The sequence below is a fragment of the Pantoea sp. GL120224-02 genome (assembly GCF_900215395.1).
GTDB lineage: Bacteria > Pseudomonadota > Gammaproteobacteria > Enterobacterales > Enterobacteriaceae > Pantoea > Pantoea communis.
The window spans coordinates 324,842-343,684 of the sequence record NZ_OBEC01000004.1 but is presented as its reverse complement, the minus strand read 5'-3'; the positions used below and the strand labels follow the sequence as shown (position 1 = coordinate 343,684).

Here is an 18,843-nt window from a genome sequence, read left to right as displayed (position 1 = left end):
AATGGTGAGGCTGATCACATCTATTCCTGGCGCAACCCGCTACAACGGTAGAAAAACCCAGGAAGGACAACATGAGCGTGAGTCAATCTTTACAAAAGCCATCGCAAGGCGGGGCCAAAACCATCTTTAGCGTTACCAGCGGTAACTTTCTTGAGATGTACGATTTTATGGTGTTTGGCTATTACGCTACGGCGATCGCCAAAACCTTTTTCCCCGGAGATGATCCCTTTGCTTCATTGATGCTTACGCTGATGACCTTTGGTGCGGGCTTCCTGATGCGTCCACTTGGCGCGATTATTCTCGGTGCCTACATCGACCATCACGGACGCCGTAAAGGACTGTTGCTGACATTGGGCTTGATGGCGTTGGGCACACTCACCATCGCCCTGGTGCCGGGCTATGCCACGCTGGGTGCCGCCGCACCGATTCTGATTCTGCTGGGTCGTTTGCTGCAGGGCTTCTCTGCGGGTGTGGAATTGGGCGGTGTGTCAGTTTATCTGTCTGAAGTAGCACCAAAAGGACGCAAAGGTTTTTATGTTAGCTGGCAGTCTGGAAGCCAGCAGGTTGCGGTGATCTTCGCGGCGCTGCTCGGCCTCGGCCTGAACCATCTGCTGGCGAAGGATGCGGTCACCGAATGGGGCTGGCGTATTCCGTTCGTGGTCGGTTGTATGATTGTGCCGTTCCTGTTCTGGATCCGCCGCATGCTGGAAGAAACCGAAGCGTTCAGCAAGCGCAAGCAGCATCCTTCCATGGGACAGATTATGCGCTCGGTCGGTGAGAACTGGGCATTGGTACTGGCGGGGATGCTGATGGTGGTGACCACCACGGTGATGTTCTACATGATCACCGCCTTCACCCCGACTTTTGGCAAAACCGTGTTGATGATGAGCGACGAGCAGAGCTTTATGGTGACGCTGTTTGTCGGCATCTCTAACCTGATCTGGCTGCCGGTGATGGGTTCGCTGTCAGACCGCATAGGACGCCGCCCGCTGCTGATCACTTTTACTATCCTGATGATTCTTACCACCTGGCCAGTGCTGCACTGGCTGGTGGGATCGCCCACCTTTGCGCATCTGGTGGAAGCGGAATTGTGGTTATCGTTCCTGTATGCCAGCTATAACGGTGCGATGGTGGTCTATCTGGCGGAAATTATGCCGGCTGAAGTGCGCGCCACCGGCTTCTCACTGGCTTATAGCCTGGCGACCGCGCTGTTTGGTGGCTTCACGCCAGCAGTTTCAAGCTACCTGATCCATGCCACGGGTGATAAAGCGATGCCCGGCGTGTGGTTGTCATTCGCGGCGGTGTGCGGATTGATCGGGACGCTGCTGATTGGCCGCATGGTGAAACAGTATCAGGCACGCCATGGCGGCATGCCGGTGGGAGCTTCGCTGTAACGCCCTGGCTGACAACGGGCCTCATATCAGCCCGTTAAGAAGCGATTCGAATAAAGCAGCCCCTTGTTGAAGGGGCTGCTTTTTTGTTTATGCAGATATGTGGGTATGGCGCAGTGAAACGCAATCATCGGGCCTCTTAACAAGCGACATCGTCGCTCATGCCCTGCCTAAAACGACAGATCCACCACCACGCTATCCGTATAACTCCCCGCCGCTGGCGTATTCTGCGTCGTCAGAATCTGCGCTGTATAGGTGAAGTTGCGCGTTACCAGATCCGCGTTCAGGGAGGTGGCGCTGGCGCTACTCCAGCGGTCAGTGCCGGTCGGTCCCCAGCGTGTCGTGGTGGTGGTGCCTTTATAAATGTCATAAGCCAGCCGGTTAGTCCCGCTCGCCATCTGGCGCGTGGTGCCGCTGTAGTAGCTGCCATTGCTCAACCCCACAGTGAAAGTGCTGCCTTTAGAACACACCACGTTGATGGTCTGCTGCACCGTGGAGAAACTTCCCACCAAGGGTGCGCTGCCAAAACTCACATTGGGCGCGGTGATGGTGGTGCAATCATTGGTCACAACCAGGTTAACGGTAATCGGCATCGCGGTGCCGGTACTGGTTTGCACCGTACCCACGCATAAACCTGCTACGTTCAACCCGGCACATACCGTATAGCTCACAGTGAGCGTAATCGTCGTCGTATAACTGCCTGCGGCAATCACCTGTCCAGGCACTGTGCGGAAATAGAGCGGAATATTGAAATTGAGCGTGCTGCCCAGTGTTAATAACGCCGATGAACTGTAAACGTGGTTAGACCCCTGTGTGAGTTCGCTGGCACAGGCGCTGTCGATACACATCTGAATCGGAATGCTGTCCGTGCCGGAGCTGGCGGTTTTCAACACCGCGCGCGCGCCGCTAAGATAGGTCGCGGTGGTGAAGGCGTAAGTGACGTTATCGGTGCCCAGCAACGACAGCGTACCTGACCCACAGTTGACGTTGGTGGTGCTGGAGGTGTTCTGCACTGTGGAGCCCACCGCGAAGGTGGTCACGGAGCCAAAGGTCGCCGTTGGGGCCGATAAACTGCAAAGCGCATAGCTGGTGCCCGGCAAGATAAACAGTGCCAGCAGCAGAAGAAACTTTCTCATGGCGAAATTCCTGACTGTGAATTATTGGCCGTGATGACCGCCGAACCCGGCGACGGCGACGGCAGGTCGCACGTCAGCGGACCGTAGGTCTCCAGCGCTTTTGGCTGGCCGTCCGCAATGGTCAGCGTGGTATCACAACTGCGCCCATCAGGCGTCACGACATGAATTGGGTTTTCAGCGCTCAGATTCTCCATCCAGACAATGCCATCCCATCCGATATATTCCGTACCCTGATTCGGGCGCAGCACCTGGCTGGAGATCGGCAACGGTTGCCCCTGTTTATCGTGCAGCACCACGCTGGCGGCACGCAGGCGCTCCACCGGGAAGTTCAGCAGGTAACCGCTTTTCCGTTTCACCGCAAAACGCTGTTCCACCTTGGGTGCGGTACGATCGGCGGGTAAATCCAGGGTATCGATATCGTATTTTGCGCCGTAGTAACTGCTGATCGATGGCACCAGCAAATAGCCCTGATTATCAGTGCGTCCCATTGCCTGGTTTTCATAGCGCACCGTGACATCCGGGTAATCGGTTTTCACCACCACAAACGCATCATTGATGTCGTTGGCGGCAAACACGCGGTTATCCATCAGCACCAGCGAACCGGTGAAATCGGCCCACTGCGTGGTGTTATCGTTATCACCGTAGAATCCGGCTGAGGTGTCGATTTTGTTATTGCGATAGCGCAGGCTTGCCTGGCGGTAATCACCGCTGTCGCCACCCTGATTGGCCCAGGCCGCATCATACGCAAAGCCACCATCGGTCGGCATAGCGCGTGACACGTAGAGGCGCTGATTGTTGTTGCCCTGCTGATCGCGCTCATAGCTCACCGAAGCACTGCTCTGCTCGCCGAATGGGATCACCAAAGAGATGGCACCGCTCCAGTCGCCCTGTTCCTGATCGCGGCTGGCGGAGATATACAGGCTGCTGTTACCCCACAGATTTTTACTCCACGACAGGTTCCATAAACGGGTGCGATCGCCCGATCCGCCGGCAATATCAAAGTAGGCCAGGCCCAGACTGCCGTATTGATTGAGTGACACGCTGGCGGTGTACTGCGCACTGCGTCGCGCCAGTGAGTAGCTGGTGTTGGCGCTGTCGCCCCGGCTGCCGACCAGCGCCAGATTGCCGTAATCGGCGGTGCGTAATACATGCTGGGTGCCGAGGCTAAACCAGCTGTTGTTGTATTGATAACCCCAACTGTATTGCGTGCCGGGTTTACCTTCCATCTGACTTTGTGCCAGCGCACCATTGACCACGCCCCAGCTGCCGAGCTTCACCAATCCCCCAGCGCCGCCGGTGGCCACGCTGTCGCTGCCTTCCGCATGGCTCTCCAGCGTCAGCCAGTCGGTTAACCCATAACGATAAGAGCCGCTGGCTGCTGCTGCGCCATAGTCAAAGTTCTCCAGTCCGTAGTTTTCACGAATAGCACCGGCCGAGAAGGAGTAATCCGACAAACCCTGTCGCAGCAGGCTGCTGGAGACATAAAACGGCAGCGTGGTAGTGACCTGGCGCCCCACGGCATCGGTGGTGGTGATCACCGCATCGCCCGCGCCATTAACGAACGGCACATTGGTCAGCGACCACGGACCCGGCTGCACATTGGCTTGCGTGCTGCGATAACCGTTAATAAACAGATCGACGGAAGAGGGCACTGCGGCCTGGCCGGAAAACGCCGGTAGCGGGTAAGTGACCAAATCCGGTCGCACGCTGAAATCACGCGCAATCTGCACGCCACCCAGACGCACGCTGTTACTCCAGCTCAGCGCATCGGTGACCAGATCCCCGGCGCGCCAGCTAATTGCATCGTTCTCATCTTCATTGCTGAACCAGGTATCGTAGCGAATGTATCCCTCTTGCTGACCGCTGACACCGCCTTCCAGTTGTTGGGTGTAGACGCCATTGGTGGAGAATTGCCCGCTGGGGCCAAACACGCGCAGCTCATTCCAGCTCGACAGGCGGGAACCGGCATTATCGGTACGCGTGGCGTAAAAGTCGTAATTGAGCAGCGCACCGTTACTGGCTCGCCCCGGGTAGCGAGGGCCGCGCTGATCTTTACCGATCACCTGGCCGGGCAGCCAGGCGGGCGGAACGGTGAGCAACAGGCGTTGACGGCGCTCGTCATATTCTGCTTTCACCTCCGCAAGTTGATTCACATCGATTTGCTCGCCCTGGAGTTTCTCCGCAGGGATACCGGCACGCTGTAAATCGCCACTGCGCAGCCAAAAGTCGCCTTTTTTGCGCTCCACCGGCACGATATCGCCGCGCGCGTTCTGATTCACCACCAGCTCCAGCATGTACTGCTGACCGCTGGCGTTGTTCTCCAGCGCAGGGGGCGGTGGTAGCTCGGAAAAGGTCTCCGCGCTACTGATTTGAGGTAACAGGCATAGCACGCTAGCCACTGCCAACGTGCAGGGATGCAGCGAAAACGTCATCAACGCGCGGCCGCGCTGCTCCAGTGCCCTTTATTCACTTCTGCGGACAGCTCACCGCTCACGCTGCTGGTTAATGGCCAGCGGTTACTGCTGTTTGCCAGTACGTAGCCAAACAGGCCATTGCCCAGGCGGCGACCACCGATGGTGACGTTACTCAGCCGCGCATGGCCATTGCCACGGTTGGTGAGTTCCAGCCAGCGTTTGCCACCACTGTCCACCTGTTGCCAGCTGAGATGCGGCTTCGCACTGTCGCTGGTGACGCCGTTACCATAAACAAACAGCGGAACCGAATAGCGCATCTGGAAGGTTAATCCCGCCTGATTTTCGCCGGGCGTGCGTGGCGTAGGGATTTCATCCAGCACCACGCGGTAGGACATTTCGCGTCCCGCTTCCGGCGCGCCCTGCTTAATGAGTCGCACCAGTTGTTTCTGACCCGGTTCGAGGCGCACCATCGGCGGGCTGGCGACCACTTGCTGCTGAGTTTGATACTGTTCCTGACCGCCCACTTGCAGCCAGCTAAAGATGCGCACCTGCATCATGGTGGTGGCATTCCCACGGTTTTCCAGCCAAAGCTCACTGGCTTTATCATCGGGATTGATGGTGGGATCGATGGGCCAAATCATCAGCGAATTGGCAGCGTGGGCAGCAGGCATTAGTGCCATGATAAACAACAGTAACAGGGCGCGCAGGTTCATGATTATTCATCCTTCTTTATCACTGCCGTCACCAGCTAAGCGTAACGGTTAAGGTGTCGGTATAAGTGCCGGCGCGCGTGGGGCCGGGCAGCGTTAACAGGCCATAAATCGGCAAAGTAATGTTATTGGCGTTGCTGTAACTCAGCGCCACGGCGCTATTCACTGGGATAGCCGTGGTGTGTGCCGCGTTGGTGTAAAGGGAATAGGGCACGGTATTGGTGTTACCCGACACCTTGAGATTGCGGGTAGTAGAGTAATTGGCGCCGCCATTAATGCTCATGCTAACGGCGGTGCCTGGCGTGCAGGCGAGAATGATGGTGGTGCTTTGCACATAGCTGGCGCTCACGCTGCTGGACGATACGCCAGATTGCGTACCGAAATTAAGCGTGCCAAAGACCCCGGTATTGGTACCGGAGACAACACAGCCTGCCACTACTGATGCAGAGACCTGAAAGGTTGCGGTTGGCAACCCCCAGGCAGAGACGCTCCCTATCAGCAGGGCGAGGCCGCCTGCAATGTGCACCCAACGCTGCACCACGGCCACCCTGATTACCCCACAACTGACCTCAGTAGTTCACCGCAACGTTAATGGTGTCGGTATAAGTCCCTGCCGGAATCAGTGGGTTAAACCCGCCGCCCACCACACGACCATAAATGGCGTAGTTAGTGCCTAAGGTCGGGTCCGTGGTGCCGCTGGCGGCAATGTTGGTGTTATTGGCGATGGCGGTGGTGAATGCCGCATCGCTATACAGGGTATAGGCAATGCCTTGGGTGTTATTGGAACCGAGGATCAGATAGCGCGGCTGGCCGCTGACGGTGCCATAAATGGTCGCTGGCGCGGCGTTACTGCTGGTGACCTGCACGTTGAAAGTCTGGCCGGTAGTGCAGCGAACATAGATACCGTTGCCTGATGCGCCGACCAACGTGGCATTCAGGGTATCGAAGGTTGCGGCGCTGCTACCAAAGTTCAGGGTACCGAAGTTGACGCCTGTGGTGGCAGACTGACCATTCACCAGACAGCCGGTGGTCAGGGTCAGGGTCGCATTAATGGTTCCCGTTGTGGTGGCGGCAAAAGCCGCATGAGGGGCGAGCACTACGCTCAGGCTGGACGCCAAAAGAAAAAGCTTGAGTTTCATAATCATTCCTTACTGATTATCCGTAGTCAGTGCTTTTTCACCTGGTGATTCATTTATGTAACGAATCCGAAGTCAAACAAGAGCCACGATCGACTTTACTGCGTAAGTGCCCGACATCTAGGAATATTCTTAGATGGAGGGTTTATGATTTATATCAGTTTTCTTTACTATAGATCAGCAAATCAACACTGGGAGCGTTGCGGTTAGATTTTTCATTAATCAATTCACAATTTTCGCCGATAATGCAGTAATCGCAAGGAGTGACAACCGGTTAAAAAAACTAAACAGCGAGTGATTTCACCCTCTACCGCGATTAATCGTTCAATGTTATGTTCGTGCATTAATCAGATATTATTAATTTTTCTGACTGCGACGGATGATGAAAAACAAAAAACATAGCGTGGTGTTTCCAGAATTATCTGGATCGGCTCCCCCCTCTGCCTCACTGCGTGCGGTCATTACTCACCCTTAATCAATGTTTCGAACTCTTTGAACTTTTTTGACGATACAGCACCTGCTCCGCAGCGGGCTGAGTTTAGGAGCGCACATGCTGCTGGTTACCTGGGATAGCGTTCTGGTCACGGTTTCATTAATCGTGGCCTTCATTGCTGCGTTTACCGCACTGGATACGGCAGGACGCGTCGCGATATCACGCGGCTACCTGGCGAAAATGTGGCTGATTGGCGGTGGCACCGCGATGGGCATTGGCATCTGGGCGATGCACTTCATTGGCATGCTGGCGATGATGATGCCGATGACCATGCGTTATGACATTACCCTCACCACGGTTTCCCTGCTGGTGGCGATCCTCACTGCCATCTTCGCCTTCGCCCAGGGTGTTCAGGGCAGCGATCTGACCCCACGTCGGCTGTTAAGTGGCACCCTGATACTCGGCAGCGGCGTGGTGGCAATGCATTACATTGGCATGAATGCCCTGATGATTGAACCGGCGATTCGCTGGGACATGCCGTTGGTCGCACTCTCCGTGGTGATTGCCTATGCCGCCTCGGGGGCAGCACTGTGGCTGGCGTTTCATCTGCGTCAGGGCGAGAGCGTGTGGATCATGCGCGTCTGCGCGGCACTGGTGATGGGTATTGCCATCGCCGGAATGCACTACACCGGCATGGCGGCAGCGGAGTACAGCGTGCCAAGCACCATGCAGCAACATCATGGCATCAGTGAGGATGGACTGGCGGTATGGGTGACCATTATCACGCTGTCCATTCTCGGCGTCACGCTGCTGGTTTCGATGCTGGACGCTCAGCTACGCGCGGCGCGTCTGGCGGCCAAGCTCAAGCGTGCCAACAGTGAACTGCGCCAGCTGGCGTTGCATGACAATCTCACCTCGCTTCCCAACCGCGTGCTGCTGGAGCAGCAATTGACGGCGCAGATCAAGCAAGCCACGTTGCAGGATGAGACTTTTGCGCTGATGTTTATGGATCTCGATGGCTTCAAAGCCGTCAACGATACCTGGGGCCATCACGTGGGCGATCGCCTGCTTATCGCGGTCGCCGAACGTCTGCGCGTGCAGCTGGGCGAGGGCGTGCTGCTGGCGCGACTGGGGGGCGATGAGTTTGTGCTGCTGTGTCCACAATACAATGATTTACAAGCCTCGGCGCTGGCGCAGCAGCTGGTGAATGCGATTGATGCGCCGTTTGAACTGGATCGTTATTCACTGCGGGTGTCGTTGAGTATCGGCATCGTGGTGTTCCCGCAGCACGGTCGTAGCCAGCAGGAGATGATGTTCAACGCCGACTCCGCCATGTATCACACCAAACACAGCGGCCGAAACGGCTGGTGTCTGTTTGAACCGATGATGAGCGCCGTGGCACAGCATCAGCTGGCGCTGGCGAATGACCTGTGGAATGCGCTGGAATACCAGGAAATGTGCCTGTTTTATCAGCCAAAATTCCGCGCAGGCGGCACGGTGCTCATGGGCTTCGAAGCGCTGCTGCGCTGGCAACATCCGCGTCGCGGATTACTGATGCCGGATATGTTCCTGCCGCGTGCGGAGAAAACCGGGCAAATCGTGGCGCTGGGCAATTGGGTGATCAACGAAGCGTGCCGTCAGTTAAAACAGTGGCACGATGAAGGCAACCGCGACTGGAGCGTGTCAGTTAACCTTTCGGCGTTGCAATTCCATCAGCGCGATCTCATCGACAGCTTGCGTCATGCACTGCTGCGCTATCAGCTGCCGGAGGGGGCGCTGATGCTGGAGATTACCGAGAATATCGCGATGCGCGACCCGCAGTTCAGCCAGCAGCGCATTGCAGAATTGCATCAGCTCGGCGTGAAAGTGGCGATCGATAACTTCGGTATCGGCTATGCCAATTTACTGCATCTGAAACATCTGGAAGCCACCGAACTGAAAATCGACCGCGCCTTTATTAACAGCCTGCGTGCCGACAGCGAGGACGCCACCGTCGTGAGCGCGATGCTGACGCTGGCACAAAGTCTCAATCTGCGCATGGTGGCCGAAGGGGTAGAAACCGAAGAACAGCAGCGTCTGCTGACCGGGCTCGGTTTTGACACGCTGCAGGGCTATCTGCTGGGCAAGCCAACACCGGCGGAGCGTATCGGTGAATTTACCGCTGTGTTTAATGCACCGCCACTGTTTGCTGAGCACCCGCTGCCCTTAACCAGCGCCTGATAAATCATTTTTATTTTCTTCCGCATCGGAAGGTTTCATCGTTCAAAGACTCAAATCGGCAGTGTTCCTGCCGATAAAACACACCATAAAACCTATAGCCTTGACTTTTTTTCATAACACCACAGCTGATTGATAACGGCTTTAACTTGGGAAATCACTATGTTAGTGACTTCGTACGATTCGTTTACCGTCATCGTTTCCATTCTGGTGGCGATGCTGGCCTCGTTTACCGCGCTGGATATGGCGGGACGCGTGGCTTCTTCAACTGGCAAGGTGGCGCTGGTTTGGTTATTAGGCGGTGGATTCGCCATGGGCGTAGGCGTCTGGGCGATGCATTTCATCGGCATGCTGTCGATGAGCCTGGATATGGTGATGAGCTACGATCCGCTGCTGACGGCGACGTCGATGGCAGTGGCAATCCTGGCATCAATTTTTGCCTTGTGGCTGGTGTGCTCATCGCATGATTTATCCTGGCGGCGCTTAACGGGCGGGGCTTTGGTGCTCGGTTCCGGCGTGGTCGCCATGCACTACATGGGCATGGCCGCGCTGATGTTTGCGCCGGGCATCGTCTGGAATTGGGGCTGGGTCGCCGCTTCAGTGGTGATTGCGCTGGTGGCATCGGGGGCGGCCCTGTGGCTGGCCTTTAACCTGCGCGAAGGACATGGTCGCGTGAACATTCTGCGTCTCGGTGCTTCGGTGGTAATGGGCTGCGCCATTGCTGGCATGCACTACACCGGTATGGCCGCGGCCAGCTTCCCGATGATGAGTCATGCCACGCACATGGGCGTTAACAGCAACTGGCTGGCGATTGTGGTCACCGTGGTGACGCTGGCGATCCTCGGCATTACGTTGCTGGTTTCGATGCTGGATGCACGCCTGCAAGCACGCACCTCCATCCTTGCGCACTCGCTGGCGGAAGCCAACCGCGAGCTGGCGCAACTGGCTCTGCACGATAACCTGACACGCCTGCCAAACCGTATTTTGCTGGAAGATCGTCTGGAGCAATCCATCAACAAAGCCAATCGCGAGAAGTCGCAGTTTGCGCTGATGTTTATGGATCTGGATGGCTTCAAAGCGGTCAATGACGCCTTTGGTCACCATGTGGGTGACAACCTGCTGATTGCCGTGGCCGAGCGCATGATCAGTCAGATGAAAGGGCACTACACGCTGGCACGTATGGGCGGTGACGAGTTCGTGCTGCTGATCGAAATCGATGAGCCCAATGACGCCGCAGCGGTAGCGGATGCATTGGTGAAAGCGGTCGATCGCCCGTTTGATATTTCACGCTATGAGCTGGTGGTGTCACTGAGTATCGGCATCGCGGTCTATCCCGGCGACGGTCAAGATGATCGCGAGCTGATGTTTAACGCCGATGCGGCGATGTATCACACCAAAAACAATGGTCGTAACGGCTACAACTTCTTCCAGCCGTCGATGAATACCCTCGCGCAGTCGCAGCTACAGCTGAATAACGATCTGTGGCAAGCGCTGGATAACGAAGAGTTACGTCTATTCTATCAGCCAAAATACTGTGCGCCGAGCGGCCCGATTCTCGGCTTTGAAGCCCTGTTACGTTGGGAGCATCCGACACGCGGTTTGCTGGCACCGGACAAATTCCTGCCGATTGCCGAGAAGACCGGCATGATCATCAACATCGGTAACTGGGTGATTAACGAAGCCTGCCGTCAATTGCACTGCTGGCATCTGCAGGGCCATCCACACTGGTCGGTCGCGGTGAATCTCTCCGCGCTGCAGTTTGAGCAGAGCAACCTGGTGGAAACCGTGACGCAGGCGCTGGCGAAGCATCAGATCCCGGCCGAATTGCTGACGCTGGAAGTGACGGAAACCACGGCGATGCGTGATCCGGAAGAGAGTGTGCGTATCATGACGCAACTGACGGATATGGGCGTGAAAGCCTCGATCGATGATTTCGGCACCGGTTACTCCAGCCTGCTGTATCTCAAACGTTTGCCCGCCAGTGAGTTGAAGATCGACCGCGCGTTCGTCAATGAACTGCAGGCAAAATCGGAAGATGCCACCATCGTTTCCGCCATTGTGGCACTGGCGCAGTCACTGGATCTCAAAGTGGTGGCGGAAGGGGTGGAAACGCAGGATCAACAAGCGTTCCTCACCGGCCTGGGTTGCGATACCTTGCAGGGGTATTTGCTGGGCAAACCGGTGCCGCCGGAACGCATCCACGAACTGCCGAACTTTGTCGAAAATGAGCAGCAGCTGGTGCAGCTGCCGTAAGGGCATGTGTGCGGTGATGGTCTCATCCCAACCATCCCCTCTCGCGCTTGCGGGAAGGGGCCAGGGTGAGGGAAAATAGCCGCACTCATTTCCCATATCGGAGCCAGGGTGGCGAAATATCAGCAGTTGGTCGATCAACTTCGTAAGCAGATCGAAGCGCGCATCTGGCCGCCGGGCGAAAAGCTGCCGTCATTACGTCAGCAGGCGGAGCAGAGCGGCCTTAGCCTGATGACGGTGATGCACGCCTATGAAGTGCTGGAAAGCCAGGGCTGGATCCTGTCAAAACCGCAATCCGGATACTACGTTGCGCCTCGTGCTGCCGAAAGCCGCCCACGTTTGCCGACACAGGCGATTGCCAAAACCGAGCAGGCGGACACCAACAGCTTCGTGTTTGATGTGCTGCAAGCCACGCGTGACCCTGGCATCATGCCGTTTGGCTCTGCCTTTCCCGATCCCGAACTCTTTCCGCAGCGTCAGTTGATGCGCTCGCTGGTCAAAGTCTCGCACAATCTGAAACCCAGTGATGCCTTGAATAACCTGCCGCCCGGCAACGAAGCGCTGCGGAAAATTCTGGCGCAACGTTATGCCCAGCAGGGCATCACCTTGTCGCCGGACGATATCGTCATCACCAACGGCGCGATGGAAGCGCTCAACCTCAGCCTGCAAGCGGTGACCGAACCCGGTGATTGGGTGGTGATTGAAAATCCTTCTTTCTACGGTGCCTTGCAGGTGATTGAGCGCCTGAAACTGAATGCGATTGCCATCGCCAGCGATGTTGAGCAGGGCATCGATCTCTACGAGCTGGAGCAGGCATTGCAACGCTGGCCGGTCAAAGCCTGCTGGCTGATGACCAACCGACAAAACCCGCTCGGCTTTACTCTGAGCGTTGAGGGTAAACAGGAATTGGTTGCGTTGCTGGCACGCTACCAGGTCGCGATGATTGAGGATGACGTTTACAGCGATCTCTACTGCGGCCACGACAAGCCTTTGCCCGCCAAAGCTTTTGATCGCGAGGGGAATGTGCTGCATTGCGGCAGCTTTTCGAAGAATCTGGTAGCGGGATTTCGCGTCGGTTGGGTGGCAGCCGGGCGCTATGCACAGCGCGTACAGCGTATTCAGCTCATGAGCACACTCTCCACCAGCGCGCCGATGCAGCTGGCATTGGCCGACTTCCTCAGCACCCGTAGTTACGACACGCACTTAAAGAAGTTGCGCCAGACGCTGGCAAAACGTAAGCAGCTGGCGCAGCAGGCTTTACGTCGTGTGCTGCCTGTTGACGCGCAGATCAGTGATACGCCAGGCGGCTATTTCTTGTGGATTGCGCTGCCGCAGCAGATCAACACCACGCAGCTGTATCATCTGGCGTTAAAAGAGGGCATCAGTATCGCGCCCGGTCAGCTGTTCTCGGGCAGTGAAGGGTTCAGCCACTGTTTCCGCTTCAACACCGCCTGGCCGTGGGATGCGCGCGCCGAGGCGGCGGTGGAGACGTTAGGGAAATTGATTGCTCAGTTGGCGTCGGCTTAACGGCTCTGCCGCAAAATGTTGGCCCCCGAGACGACTGACCACAAAGGATGACCAATGTGGTCAGTCTGAATTCGATGTGCCGTTTGTACCTGCAGGGCAACCTGACAACATCGCGTCAGATTTTTGGAGCCTGTGCTGCCTTGCATCTCGTGCAAGACGATATTCATCAGATAGTTGCTGCCTGCTTATTGCCCCATGTCAGGTAATAAACATCATAAAAATCCACCTCACCTTTCTGCTTCATCAGGCGATCGATGCCGCTGCGCACGCGGTCGGGCGTGCCGGGATTTTCCACGATTTTATCCAGCGCTTGCTGTGAAACTGGCTGCACATAATACCACTCACCGTTGTAGCACACGCGCAGATCCAGCGTGTCGATATCCTCAAAGCGGTATTTGGGGTTGATATCCATCAGCATCAGGAAGCTCATCACCAATACAAAGGCGGTGGCGAACCAGAACGCGGGCCAGCCAAGCATGTCGGTGGAGAAGATCAGCGCCACGCACAGCGCGTAACACAGATACATGATCGCCCACAGCCCCGGATGGGTTTTAAGGAATGATAAGCTAAAGCGTGGCAGATTATCGCGCTGGCCTTCACGGTTAAGCGTGGCGATTTCATCGAGCAGAATTTGTTTGATCGCTTCCATAGTTCACCTCTGAATGTTACTGCCTGCCAGTTAATCACATAACAGTGAAGCGAATCAGATACAGAATTGAGGTGTTTTTTTATAACAGTTTATTGGCGGCTTTTCCGGTCCCACAAAATGTTAAATATGTTGCCAGGTAATTTGGCTTTAGTAAGGTAAATCATTCTGTTATGTGAATTTTGTCGGCGGGCGCACATTGCAATGCCGTCGGGGTTTGCCACAATTAAGCAATGTGGCTTCCCGGAGAAAGAGTATGACTGCCAACACTTCCAGCCTGCTGTTACTGATGTCTTTCGCCGCCGGTACCTTTTCTGCAGGTTCATCAAATAATCCGCAGCATCTGATGCTGTCGGTGCCCTCGGGCGGCATCCCGAACAATCTACTGCCGCTGATCATCTGGCCCGGCATTGCGCCTGACTATGATGAGGAGCTGCAAAGCAACAGCGCCGAATGGTTTGAAAAAACCTTCACGGCTAACGGCTGGCCGGCCGCGTGGCGCGCGCCAATCTTCCCTTACACCCATTACCATCCCAACACCCATGAAATTCTGGGCGTCGCGTCGGGCTGGGCGGAAGTGCTGTTTGGCGGCGATAGCGGCCGTATGGTGACGCTACGTGAGGGTGATGCGGTGCTGATCCCCGCCGGTGTCGGCCATAAACAGGTGTTCGCCTCAGACGATTTTTTCGCCGTTGGCGCCTATCCTGAAGGAATGTCCCCGGAAACCGTGCGTGATGAACCTTCTCGTTTACGCGCGGCGAAAGTTCAGATCGCGCGCGTACCTTTGCCGCAGCGCGATCCTTTCACGGGGGGCGATGGAGCGATGACGGATATCTGGCTGCCAATTGCGCAGCAGCTAATGCACCAGTAAGGTGCAATCTGAGTGTTATTCGGCGCTGCTCCACTATCGGGGTGCGTGTGCCGTTTGGGGCGTGAGCCTCTGGCACACTTTGTGCAGGAGAGGATCCAGGTCCTCTGACAAGCGCCGGGTAAATCATGAAAGAAAGCTACCAGATAGCGTCACACTTCTATGATGAGATGTTATTGAGCAACGGCGAACACCGTGCGCACTATCAGCATTACTGGGAGTGGTTACAACAGGCGGACAAAGAGGCTGTGGCGCGGAAACGCGAAGAAGCGGAACTGCTGTTTCATCGCGTGGGCATCACCTTCAACGTCTATGGTGAAGACGGCGGCGCGGAGCGGCTCATCCCGTTCGATAGCGTGCCGCGTATTATTCCGGCCAGTGAGTGGGCGATGCTCGATCGCGGCATCCGCCAGCGCGTGCAAGCCCTGAATGCCTTCCTGCATGATATCTACCATCAACAACACATCCTCAAGGCGGGGATCGTGCCTGCCGAGCAGGTGCTGGTAAACGATCAATATCAGCCCTGCATGCAAGGTGTCGATCTGCACCGCAACATCTATGCGCACATCACCGGTGTCGATATGGTGCGCAACAACGACGGCGAGTACTACGTACTGGAGGACAATCTGCGCACGCCTTCTGGTGTCTCCTACATGCTGGAGAACCGCAAGATGATGATGCGCCTCTACCCGGAACTGTTCGTCGAGCAGCATATTGCGCCGGTAGAACGCTATCCTTCACACCTGCTGCAAACCCTGCGCGAAAGCTCACCGGTCAACGATCCGGTGGTCGTGGTGCTGACGCCGGGCCGCTTCAACAGCGCCTACTTCGAACACAGTTTCCTTGCGCAGCAGATGGGCGTTGAGCTGGTGGAAAGTGCCGATCTGTTTGTCAAAGACGGTGCGGTGATGATGCGCACCACCGCCGGGCCGTGCAAAGTCGATGTGATCTATCGCCGTATTGATGATGCGTTCCTCGATCCGCTGGCGTTCCGTCCCGATTCGATGCTCGGCGTGCCGGGCCTGCTGTCGGTGTATCGATCCGGTAACGTGGTGTTGGCCAATGCCATTGGAACTGGCGTGGCCGATGACAAATCGATCTATCCCTATGTGCCCGACATGATCCGCTTCTATCTGGATGAAGATCCGATCCTCAACAACGTGCCGACCTGGCAGTGCCGTAAGCCGCAGGATCTGACTTACGTCCTCGCCAATCTCAGCAAAATGGTGGTGAAAGAGGTACACGGCGCTGGCGGTTACGGCATGTTGATTGGCCCGGTGGCCAGCCAGCAGGAGCTGAGTGATTTTCGCGATCGTTTGAAAGCACGCCCGGAAAACTATATCGCGCAGGACACGCTCTCGCTCTCCACCTGCCCGACGTTTATCGACAACGGCCTGGCGCCGCGTCATATCGATTTGCGTCCATTTGCCTTATGCGGTGCGGATATTCGTTTAGTGCCGGGTGGCTTAACCCGCGTGGCGCTGACCGAAGGTTCGCTGGTGGTGAACTCATCGCAGGGCGGTGGCACCAAGGACACCTGGGTTCTGGAGGATGACGCATCATGCTAAGCCGCACGGCCAGTGGCCTCTATTGGATGGCGCGCTATCTGGAGCGCGCAGAACAACTTGCCCGGGTGCTGGATGTCACCAACCGGCTTTCGCTGATGCCGGTGCGTAACAGCCAAACCGATGAGCTGTTGTTGCCGCTCAATCTCACCGGCACGCGCCAGCTGTTTGAAACCCTGAACGGGCGTTTCACCATGCCGCAGCTGTTTAACTTTTTCGCCCTCGACGATCGCAACCCTAGCAGTATTTTTAGCTGCTGGCAGGAGGCTTGGAACAATGCGCACGCGGTGCGCGGCAGTTTGTCGTCCGAGGTGTGGGAGAGCATCAACTCAACGTGGATTGAGATGCGTAACATGCGGCGACGCGGCATCACCAGCGCCAACGCCGACAGCTTTTTCGACTGGGTTAAAGAGCGCTCCCACCTGTTTCGTGGCGCGATGTTCGGCACCTTGCTGCGCGGCGATGCGATGTGCTTTATCCGCATCGGCACGCTGATGGAGCGCAGCGACGGCACCGCGCGTTTGTTGAGCGTCAACCAGCAACTGCTGGAGCAAAACCCCGATTCGGTGCGGGAATACTACTGCCTCGATACCTTGCTGCGTGCGGTGTCGGCGCGTGAAGCCTATAACGCGATCTTTAAGCAGCAGCTGATGCCGGATCTGGTGAATGAGATGCTGATCCTGCGTAACGAAAGCCCGCGTTCGCTGCACTCCTGCATTGAGGAGATCGCCAACCAGCTGGAACAGATCGGCAGCAGCGGTGAGGATCGTCCACGCTATCTGGTGACGGTGCTGTTAGCCGAAATGCGCTTCAGCACCTGGGAGAGTTTGACGCGTGACGGGTTGTACAGGTGGCTTAATCACTTTCTCACGCAGACCAATGCGCTGGCAGAAAGCATCAATCAGACCTACCTGGAGGCGAAATGAGACTGAACATCGAGCACAAAACCTGGTATGCCTATGAGCATCAGGTCAAACTCAGCACCCAGTATCTGCGCCTGACGCCGCAAAACTCGGTGCACCAGCAGATTCTGTCATGGGATCTCGATTTACCGTGCGAAGCCACGCGCACCCTGGATGCTTACGGCAACGTGTTGCATGTGCTGACGCTGGATACGCCACACCAGCAACTGGAGATTGCCGCGCGCGGGGTGGTGGAAATTCTGGATGAAGGGGAGTATTCCCCCGACCCTGAATCGATCCTTTCGCCATTGGTGTTTCTGCGCGCCACGCCATTAACCTTGCCCGATGCGGCGATACGCGATTTCGCACAGCGCTACTGGCACGCGGAAAAACCGCTCGCCAGCCTGGAAAAACTGATGGATGAGCTGCTGTTAAAAATGCCGTACCAGCCAGGCAGCACCCAGGTGAGTGATACCGCAGCGAAAGTATTTGCGGCGGGCAGCGGCGTTTGCCAGGATCACAGCCATGTGTTTCTGGCTTGTTGTCGCAGTCTCGGGATCCCGGCGCGCTATGTCAGCGGCTATCTTTATACGGACAATGTAGAACACGTTGCTACTCACGCCTGGGTTGAAGCCTGGCTGGATGGCAGTTGGCACAGCTTTGATATCACCAACAATACGCGCAGTACGCGCCAGCATTTACGTCTGGCGGTGGGTGTGGATTATCTCGATGCTTGTCCGGTGCGCGGTATGCGGCTGGGCGGCGGCGGTGAGGATATGCTGGCGATGGCCGCGGTGCAGCAGGTGCATGCGCAGCAGTGATATTTTTTTGCAGGCGTGACTATGACTTATTGTGTGGCAATGCGTTTATCGTCAGGGATGATTTTTGTATCGGATTCACGCACCAACGCGGGCGTCGATCATATTTCCTCGTTCCGTAAATTACATGTGTTTCAGGTGGATGATGAACGCACGCTGGTGCTGCAAAGCGCCGGTAATCTGGCGACCACGCAAAGCGTGATGAGTTTGCTACGGCGTAATAACCACGACAGCGACCAGCCCAATCTGCTGAATGGGCGCTCGCTGTATGACATTGCGCTGCTGGTGGGGGAAACCCTGCGTGAAGTGATCAAACGTGATGGCGAAGAGTTTGGTGGCACGCTGCTATTAGGGGGGCAGATTCGTGGTGAAGAGCCGCGCCTGTTCCAGATCTATCCGCAGGGCAACTTCATTGAAGCCAGCGTGGATACGCCTTATTTCCAGATTGGTGAAAGCAAGTACGGCAAGCCGATTATTGATCGCGTATTGCGTTATGAGACCCCGCTCAGCCAGGCGATGCAGTGTGCGCTGATTTCCATGGACTCGACGCTGGCGAGTAATATTTCGGTGGGCCTGCCGCTGGATGTGATGGTGTATCACACCGACAGCTTCAAAGATAACGAACAGCATCATATTAACGAACAGCACCCTTACTTTTCGCAGATTCGTCAGTTGTGGAGCAAAGGCTTGTTGAGCGTGTTCTCACAATTGCCGCCGTTAAAACTTTAACCGCTCACGCACGATGAATCGGGCGGTGCCACACCATCGATAAGTGGTTGTCTTTTCAGGGGCGGCTTCTGCCGCTCGCTGGCTCGACAATCCTCTATACG

Annotated in this window: 15 protein-coding genes; 9 read left to right on the top strand and 6 right to left on the bottom strand. The window is 56.3% G+C overall.

The genetic code is table 11. The features are described from left to right. Positions 1–71: 71 nt before the first annotated feature. Complete coding sequence (locus CRO33_RS10620; protein ID WP_097118129.1) at positions 72–1,394, top strand: MFS transporter; 1,323 nt, start codon at positions 72–74, stop codon at positions 1,392–1,394. Between the two features lie 167 nt (positions 1,395–1,561). On the opposite strand, the gene CRO33_RS10615 is transcribed toward CRO33_RS10620, so the two are convergent. The 5 genes from CRO33_RS10615 to CRO33_RS10595 are packed head-to-tail and all read right to left on the bottom strand — an operon-like array spanning position 1,562 to position 6,790. Further along, the gene (locus CRO33_RS10615; RefSeq protein ID WP_097118128.1) at positions 1,562–2,527 is read right to left on the bottom strand and encodes a Csu type fimbrial protein; all 966 of its coding nucleotides are present in this window, start codon (positions 2,525–2,527) and stop codon (positions 1,562–1,564) included. After that, positions 2,524–4,962, bottom strand: a complete 2,439-nt coding sequence (locus CRO33_RS10610; protein WP_176505754.1) for a fimbria/pilus outer membrane usher protein — start codon at positions 4,960–4,962, stop codon at positions 2,524–2,526. Before CRO33_RS10610 ends, CRO33_RS10615 begins: the two co-directional genes overlap by 4 nt. Then, positions 4,959–5,657, bottom strand: coding sequence for a fimbrial biogenesis chaperone (locus tag CRO33_RS10605; protein WP_176505759.1), 699 nt, complete (start codon positions 5,655–5,657; stop codon positions 4,959–4,961). The genes CRO33_RS10610 and CRO33_RS10605 overlap by 4 nt, the downstream gene beginning before the upstream one ends. Before the next feature lie 25 nt (positions 5,658–5,682). Next, positions 5,683–6,198 carry a Csu type fimbrial protein gene (locus CRO33_RS10600; protein WP_034828443.1) on the bottom strand — a complete coding sequence of 172 codons (516 nt, stop codon included), beginning with the start codon at positions 6,196–6,198 and terminating at the stop codon, positions 5,683–5,685. Positions 6,199–6,220: 22 nt separating this feature from the next. Beyond that, a complete protein-coding gene (locus tag CRO33_RS10595) occupies positions 6,221–6,790 on the bottom strand; it encodes a spore coat protein U domain-containing protein (protein ID WP_045814784.1) in 570 nt (189 codons plus the stop codon). Positions 6,791–7,337: 547 nt separating this feature from the next. On the opposite strand from CRO33_RS10595, the gene CRO33_RS10590 reads away from it, so the two are divergent. The 3 genes from CRO33_RS10590 (at position 7,338) to CRO33_RS10580 (ending at position 13,214) form a co-directional block, all read left to right on the top strand. Further along, positions 7,338–9,440, top strand: a complete 2,103-nt coding sequence (locus CRO33_RS10590) for a putative bifunctional diguanylate cyclase/phosphodiesterase (protein WP_097118125.1) — start codon at positions 7,338–7,340, stop codon at positions 9,438–9,440. 159 nt (positions 9,441–9,599) lie between these two features. Then, entirely contained in the window at positions 9,600–11,690 is a 2,091-nt protein-coding gene (locus CRO33_RS10585; RefSeq protein WP_097118124.1) for a putative bifunctional diguanylate cyclase/phosphodiesterase, read from the top strand. 108 nt (positions 11,691–11,798) lie between these two features. Then, positions 11,799–13,214: an aminotransferase-like domain-containing protein gene (locus CRO33_RS10580; RefSeq protein WP_097118123.1), complete on the top strand. Its 1,416-nt coding sequence runs from the start codon at positions 11,799–11,801 to the stop codon at positions 13,212–13,214. 166 nt (positions 13,215–13,380) lie between these two features. Here the strand turns inward: CRO33_RS10580 and CRO33_RS10575 are convergent, their stop codons facing one another. Beyond that, positions 13,381–13,863, bottom strand: coding sequence for a YlaC family protein (locus CRO33_RS10575; protein WP_097118122.1), 483 nt, complete (start codon positions 13,861–13,863; stop codon positions 13,381–13,383). A gap of 253 nt (positions 13,864–14,116) precedes the next feature. On the opposite strand from CRO33_RS10575, the gene CRO33_RS10570 reads away from it, so the two are divergent. The 5 genes from CRO33_RS10570 (at position 14,117) to CRO33_RS10550 (ending at position 18,742) form a co-directional block, all read left to right on the top strand. Then, complete coding sequence (locus CRO33_RS10570; RefSeq protein WP_097118121.1) at positions 14,117–14,731, top strand: cupin domain-containing protein; 615 nt, start codon at positions 14,117–14,119, stop codon at positions 14,729–14,731. A gap of 125 nt (positions 14,732–14,856) precedes the next feature. Then, complete coding sequence (locus CRO33_RS10565) at positions 14,857–16,296, top strand: circularly permuted type 2 ATP-grasp protein (RefSeq protein WP_097118120.1); 1,440 nt, start codon at positions 14,857–14,859, stop codon at positions 16,294–16,296. Next, on the top strand, positions 16,290–17,219 hold the full coding sequence (locus tag CRO33_RS10560; RefSeq protein WP_097118119.1) for an alpha-E domain-containing protein: 930 nt from the start codon (positions 16,290–16,292) through the stop codon (positions 17,217–17,219). The genes CRO33_RS10565 and CRO33_RS10560 overlap by 7 nt, the downstream gene beginning before the upstream one ends. Continuing rightward, positions 17,216–18,016: a transglutaminase family protein gene (locus CRO33_RS10555; RefSeq protein ID WP_034828459.1), complete on the top strand. Its 801-nt coding sequence runs from the start codon at positions 17,216–17,218 to the stop codon at positions 18,014–18,016. The genes CRO33_RS10560 and CRO33_RS10555 overlap by 4 nt, the downstream gene beginning before the upstream one ends. Before the next feature lie 21 nt (positions 18,017–18,037). After that, complete coding sequence (locus CRO33_RS10550) at positions 18,038–18,742, top strand: proteasome-type protease (RefSeq protein WP_097118118.1); 705 nt, start codon at positions 18,038–18,040, stop codon at positions 18,740–18,742. The last annotated feature ends 101 nt before the right edge of the window (positions 18,743–18,843 follow it).

What these genes read in the sequence shown, in the direction of transcription:
- CRO33_RS10620 (WP_097118129.1), top strand. Translation starts at nt 72, where the DNA reads ATGAGCGTGAGTCAATCTTTACAAAAGCCATCGCAAGGCGGGGCCAAA.
- CRO33_RS10590 (WP_097118125.1), top strand. Translation starts at nt 7,338, where the DNA reads ATGCTGCTGGTTACCTGGGATAGCGTTCTGGTCACGGTTTCATTAATC.
- CRO33_RS10560 (WP_097118119.1), top strand. Translation starts at nt 16,290, where the DNA reads ATGCTAAGCCGCACGGCCAGTGGCCTCTATTGGATGGCGCGCTATCTG.
- CRO33_RS10555 (WP_034828459.1), top strand. Translation starts at nt 17,216, where the DNA reads ATGAGACTGAACATCGAGCACAAAACCTGGTATGCCTATGAGCATCAG.
- CRO33_RS10550 (WP_097118118.1), top strand. Translation starts at nt 18,038, where the DNA reads ATGACTTATTGTGTGGCAATGCGTTTATCGTCAGGGATGATTTTTGTA.
- CRO33_RS10570 (WP_097118121.1), top strand. Translation starts at nt 14,117, where the DNA reads ATGACTGCCAACACTTCCAGCCTGCTGTTACTGATGTCTTTCGCCGCC.
- CRO33_RS10615 (WP_097118128.1), bottom strand. Translation starts at nt 2,527, where the DNA reads ATGAGAAAGTTTCTTCTGCTGCTGGCACTGTTTATCTTGCCGGGCACC.
- CRO33_RS10595 (WP_045814784.1), bottom strand. Translation starts at nt 6,790, where the DNA reads ATGAAACTCAAGCTTTTTCTTTTGGCGTCCAGCCTGAGCGTAGTGCTC.
- CRO33_RS10585 (WP_097118124.1), top strand. Translation starts at nt 9,600, where the DNA reads ATGTTAGTGACTTCGTACGATTCGTTTACCGTCATCGTTTCCATTCTG.
- CRO33_RS10575 (WP_097118122.1), bottom strand. Translation starts at nt 13,863, where the DNA reads ATGGAAGCGATCAAACAAATTCTGCTCGATGAAATCGCCACGCTTAAC.
- CRO33_RS10565 (WP_097118120.1), top strand. Translation starts at nt 14,857, where the DNA reads ATGAAAGAAAGCTACCAGATAGCGTCACACTTCTATGATGAGATGTTA.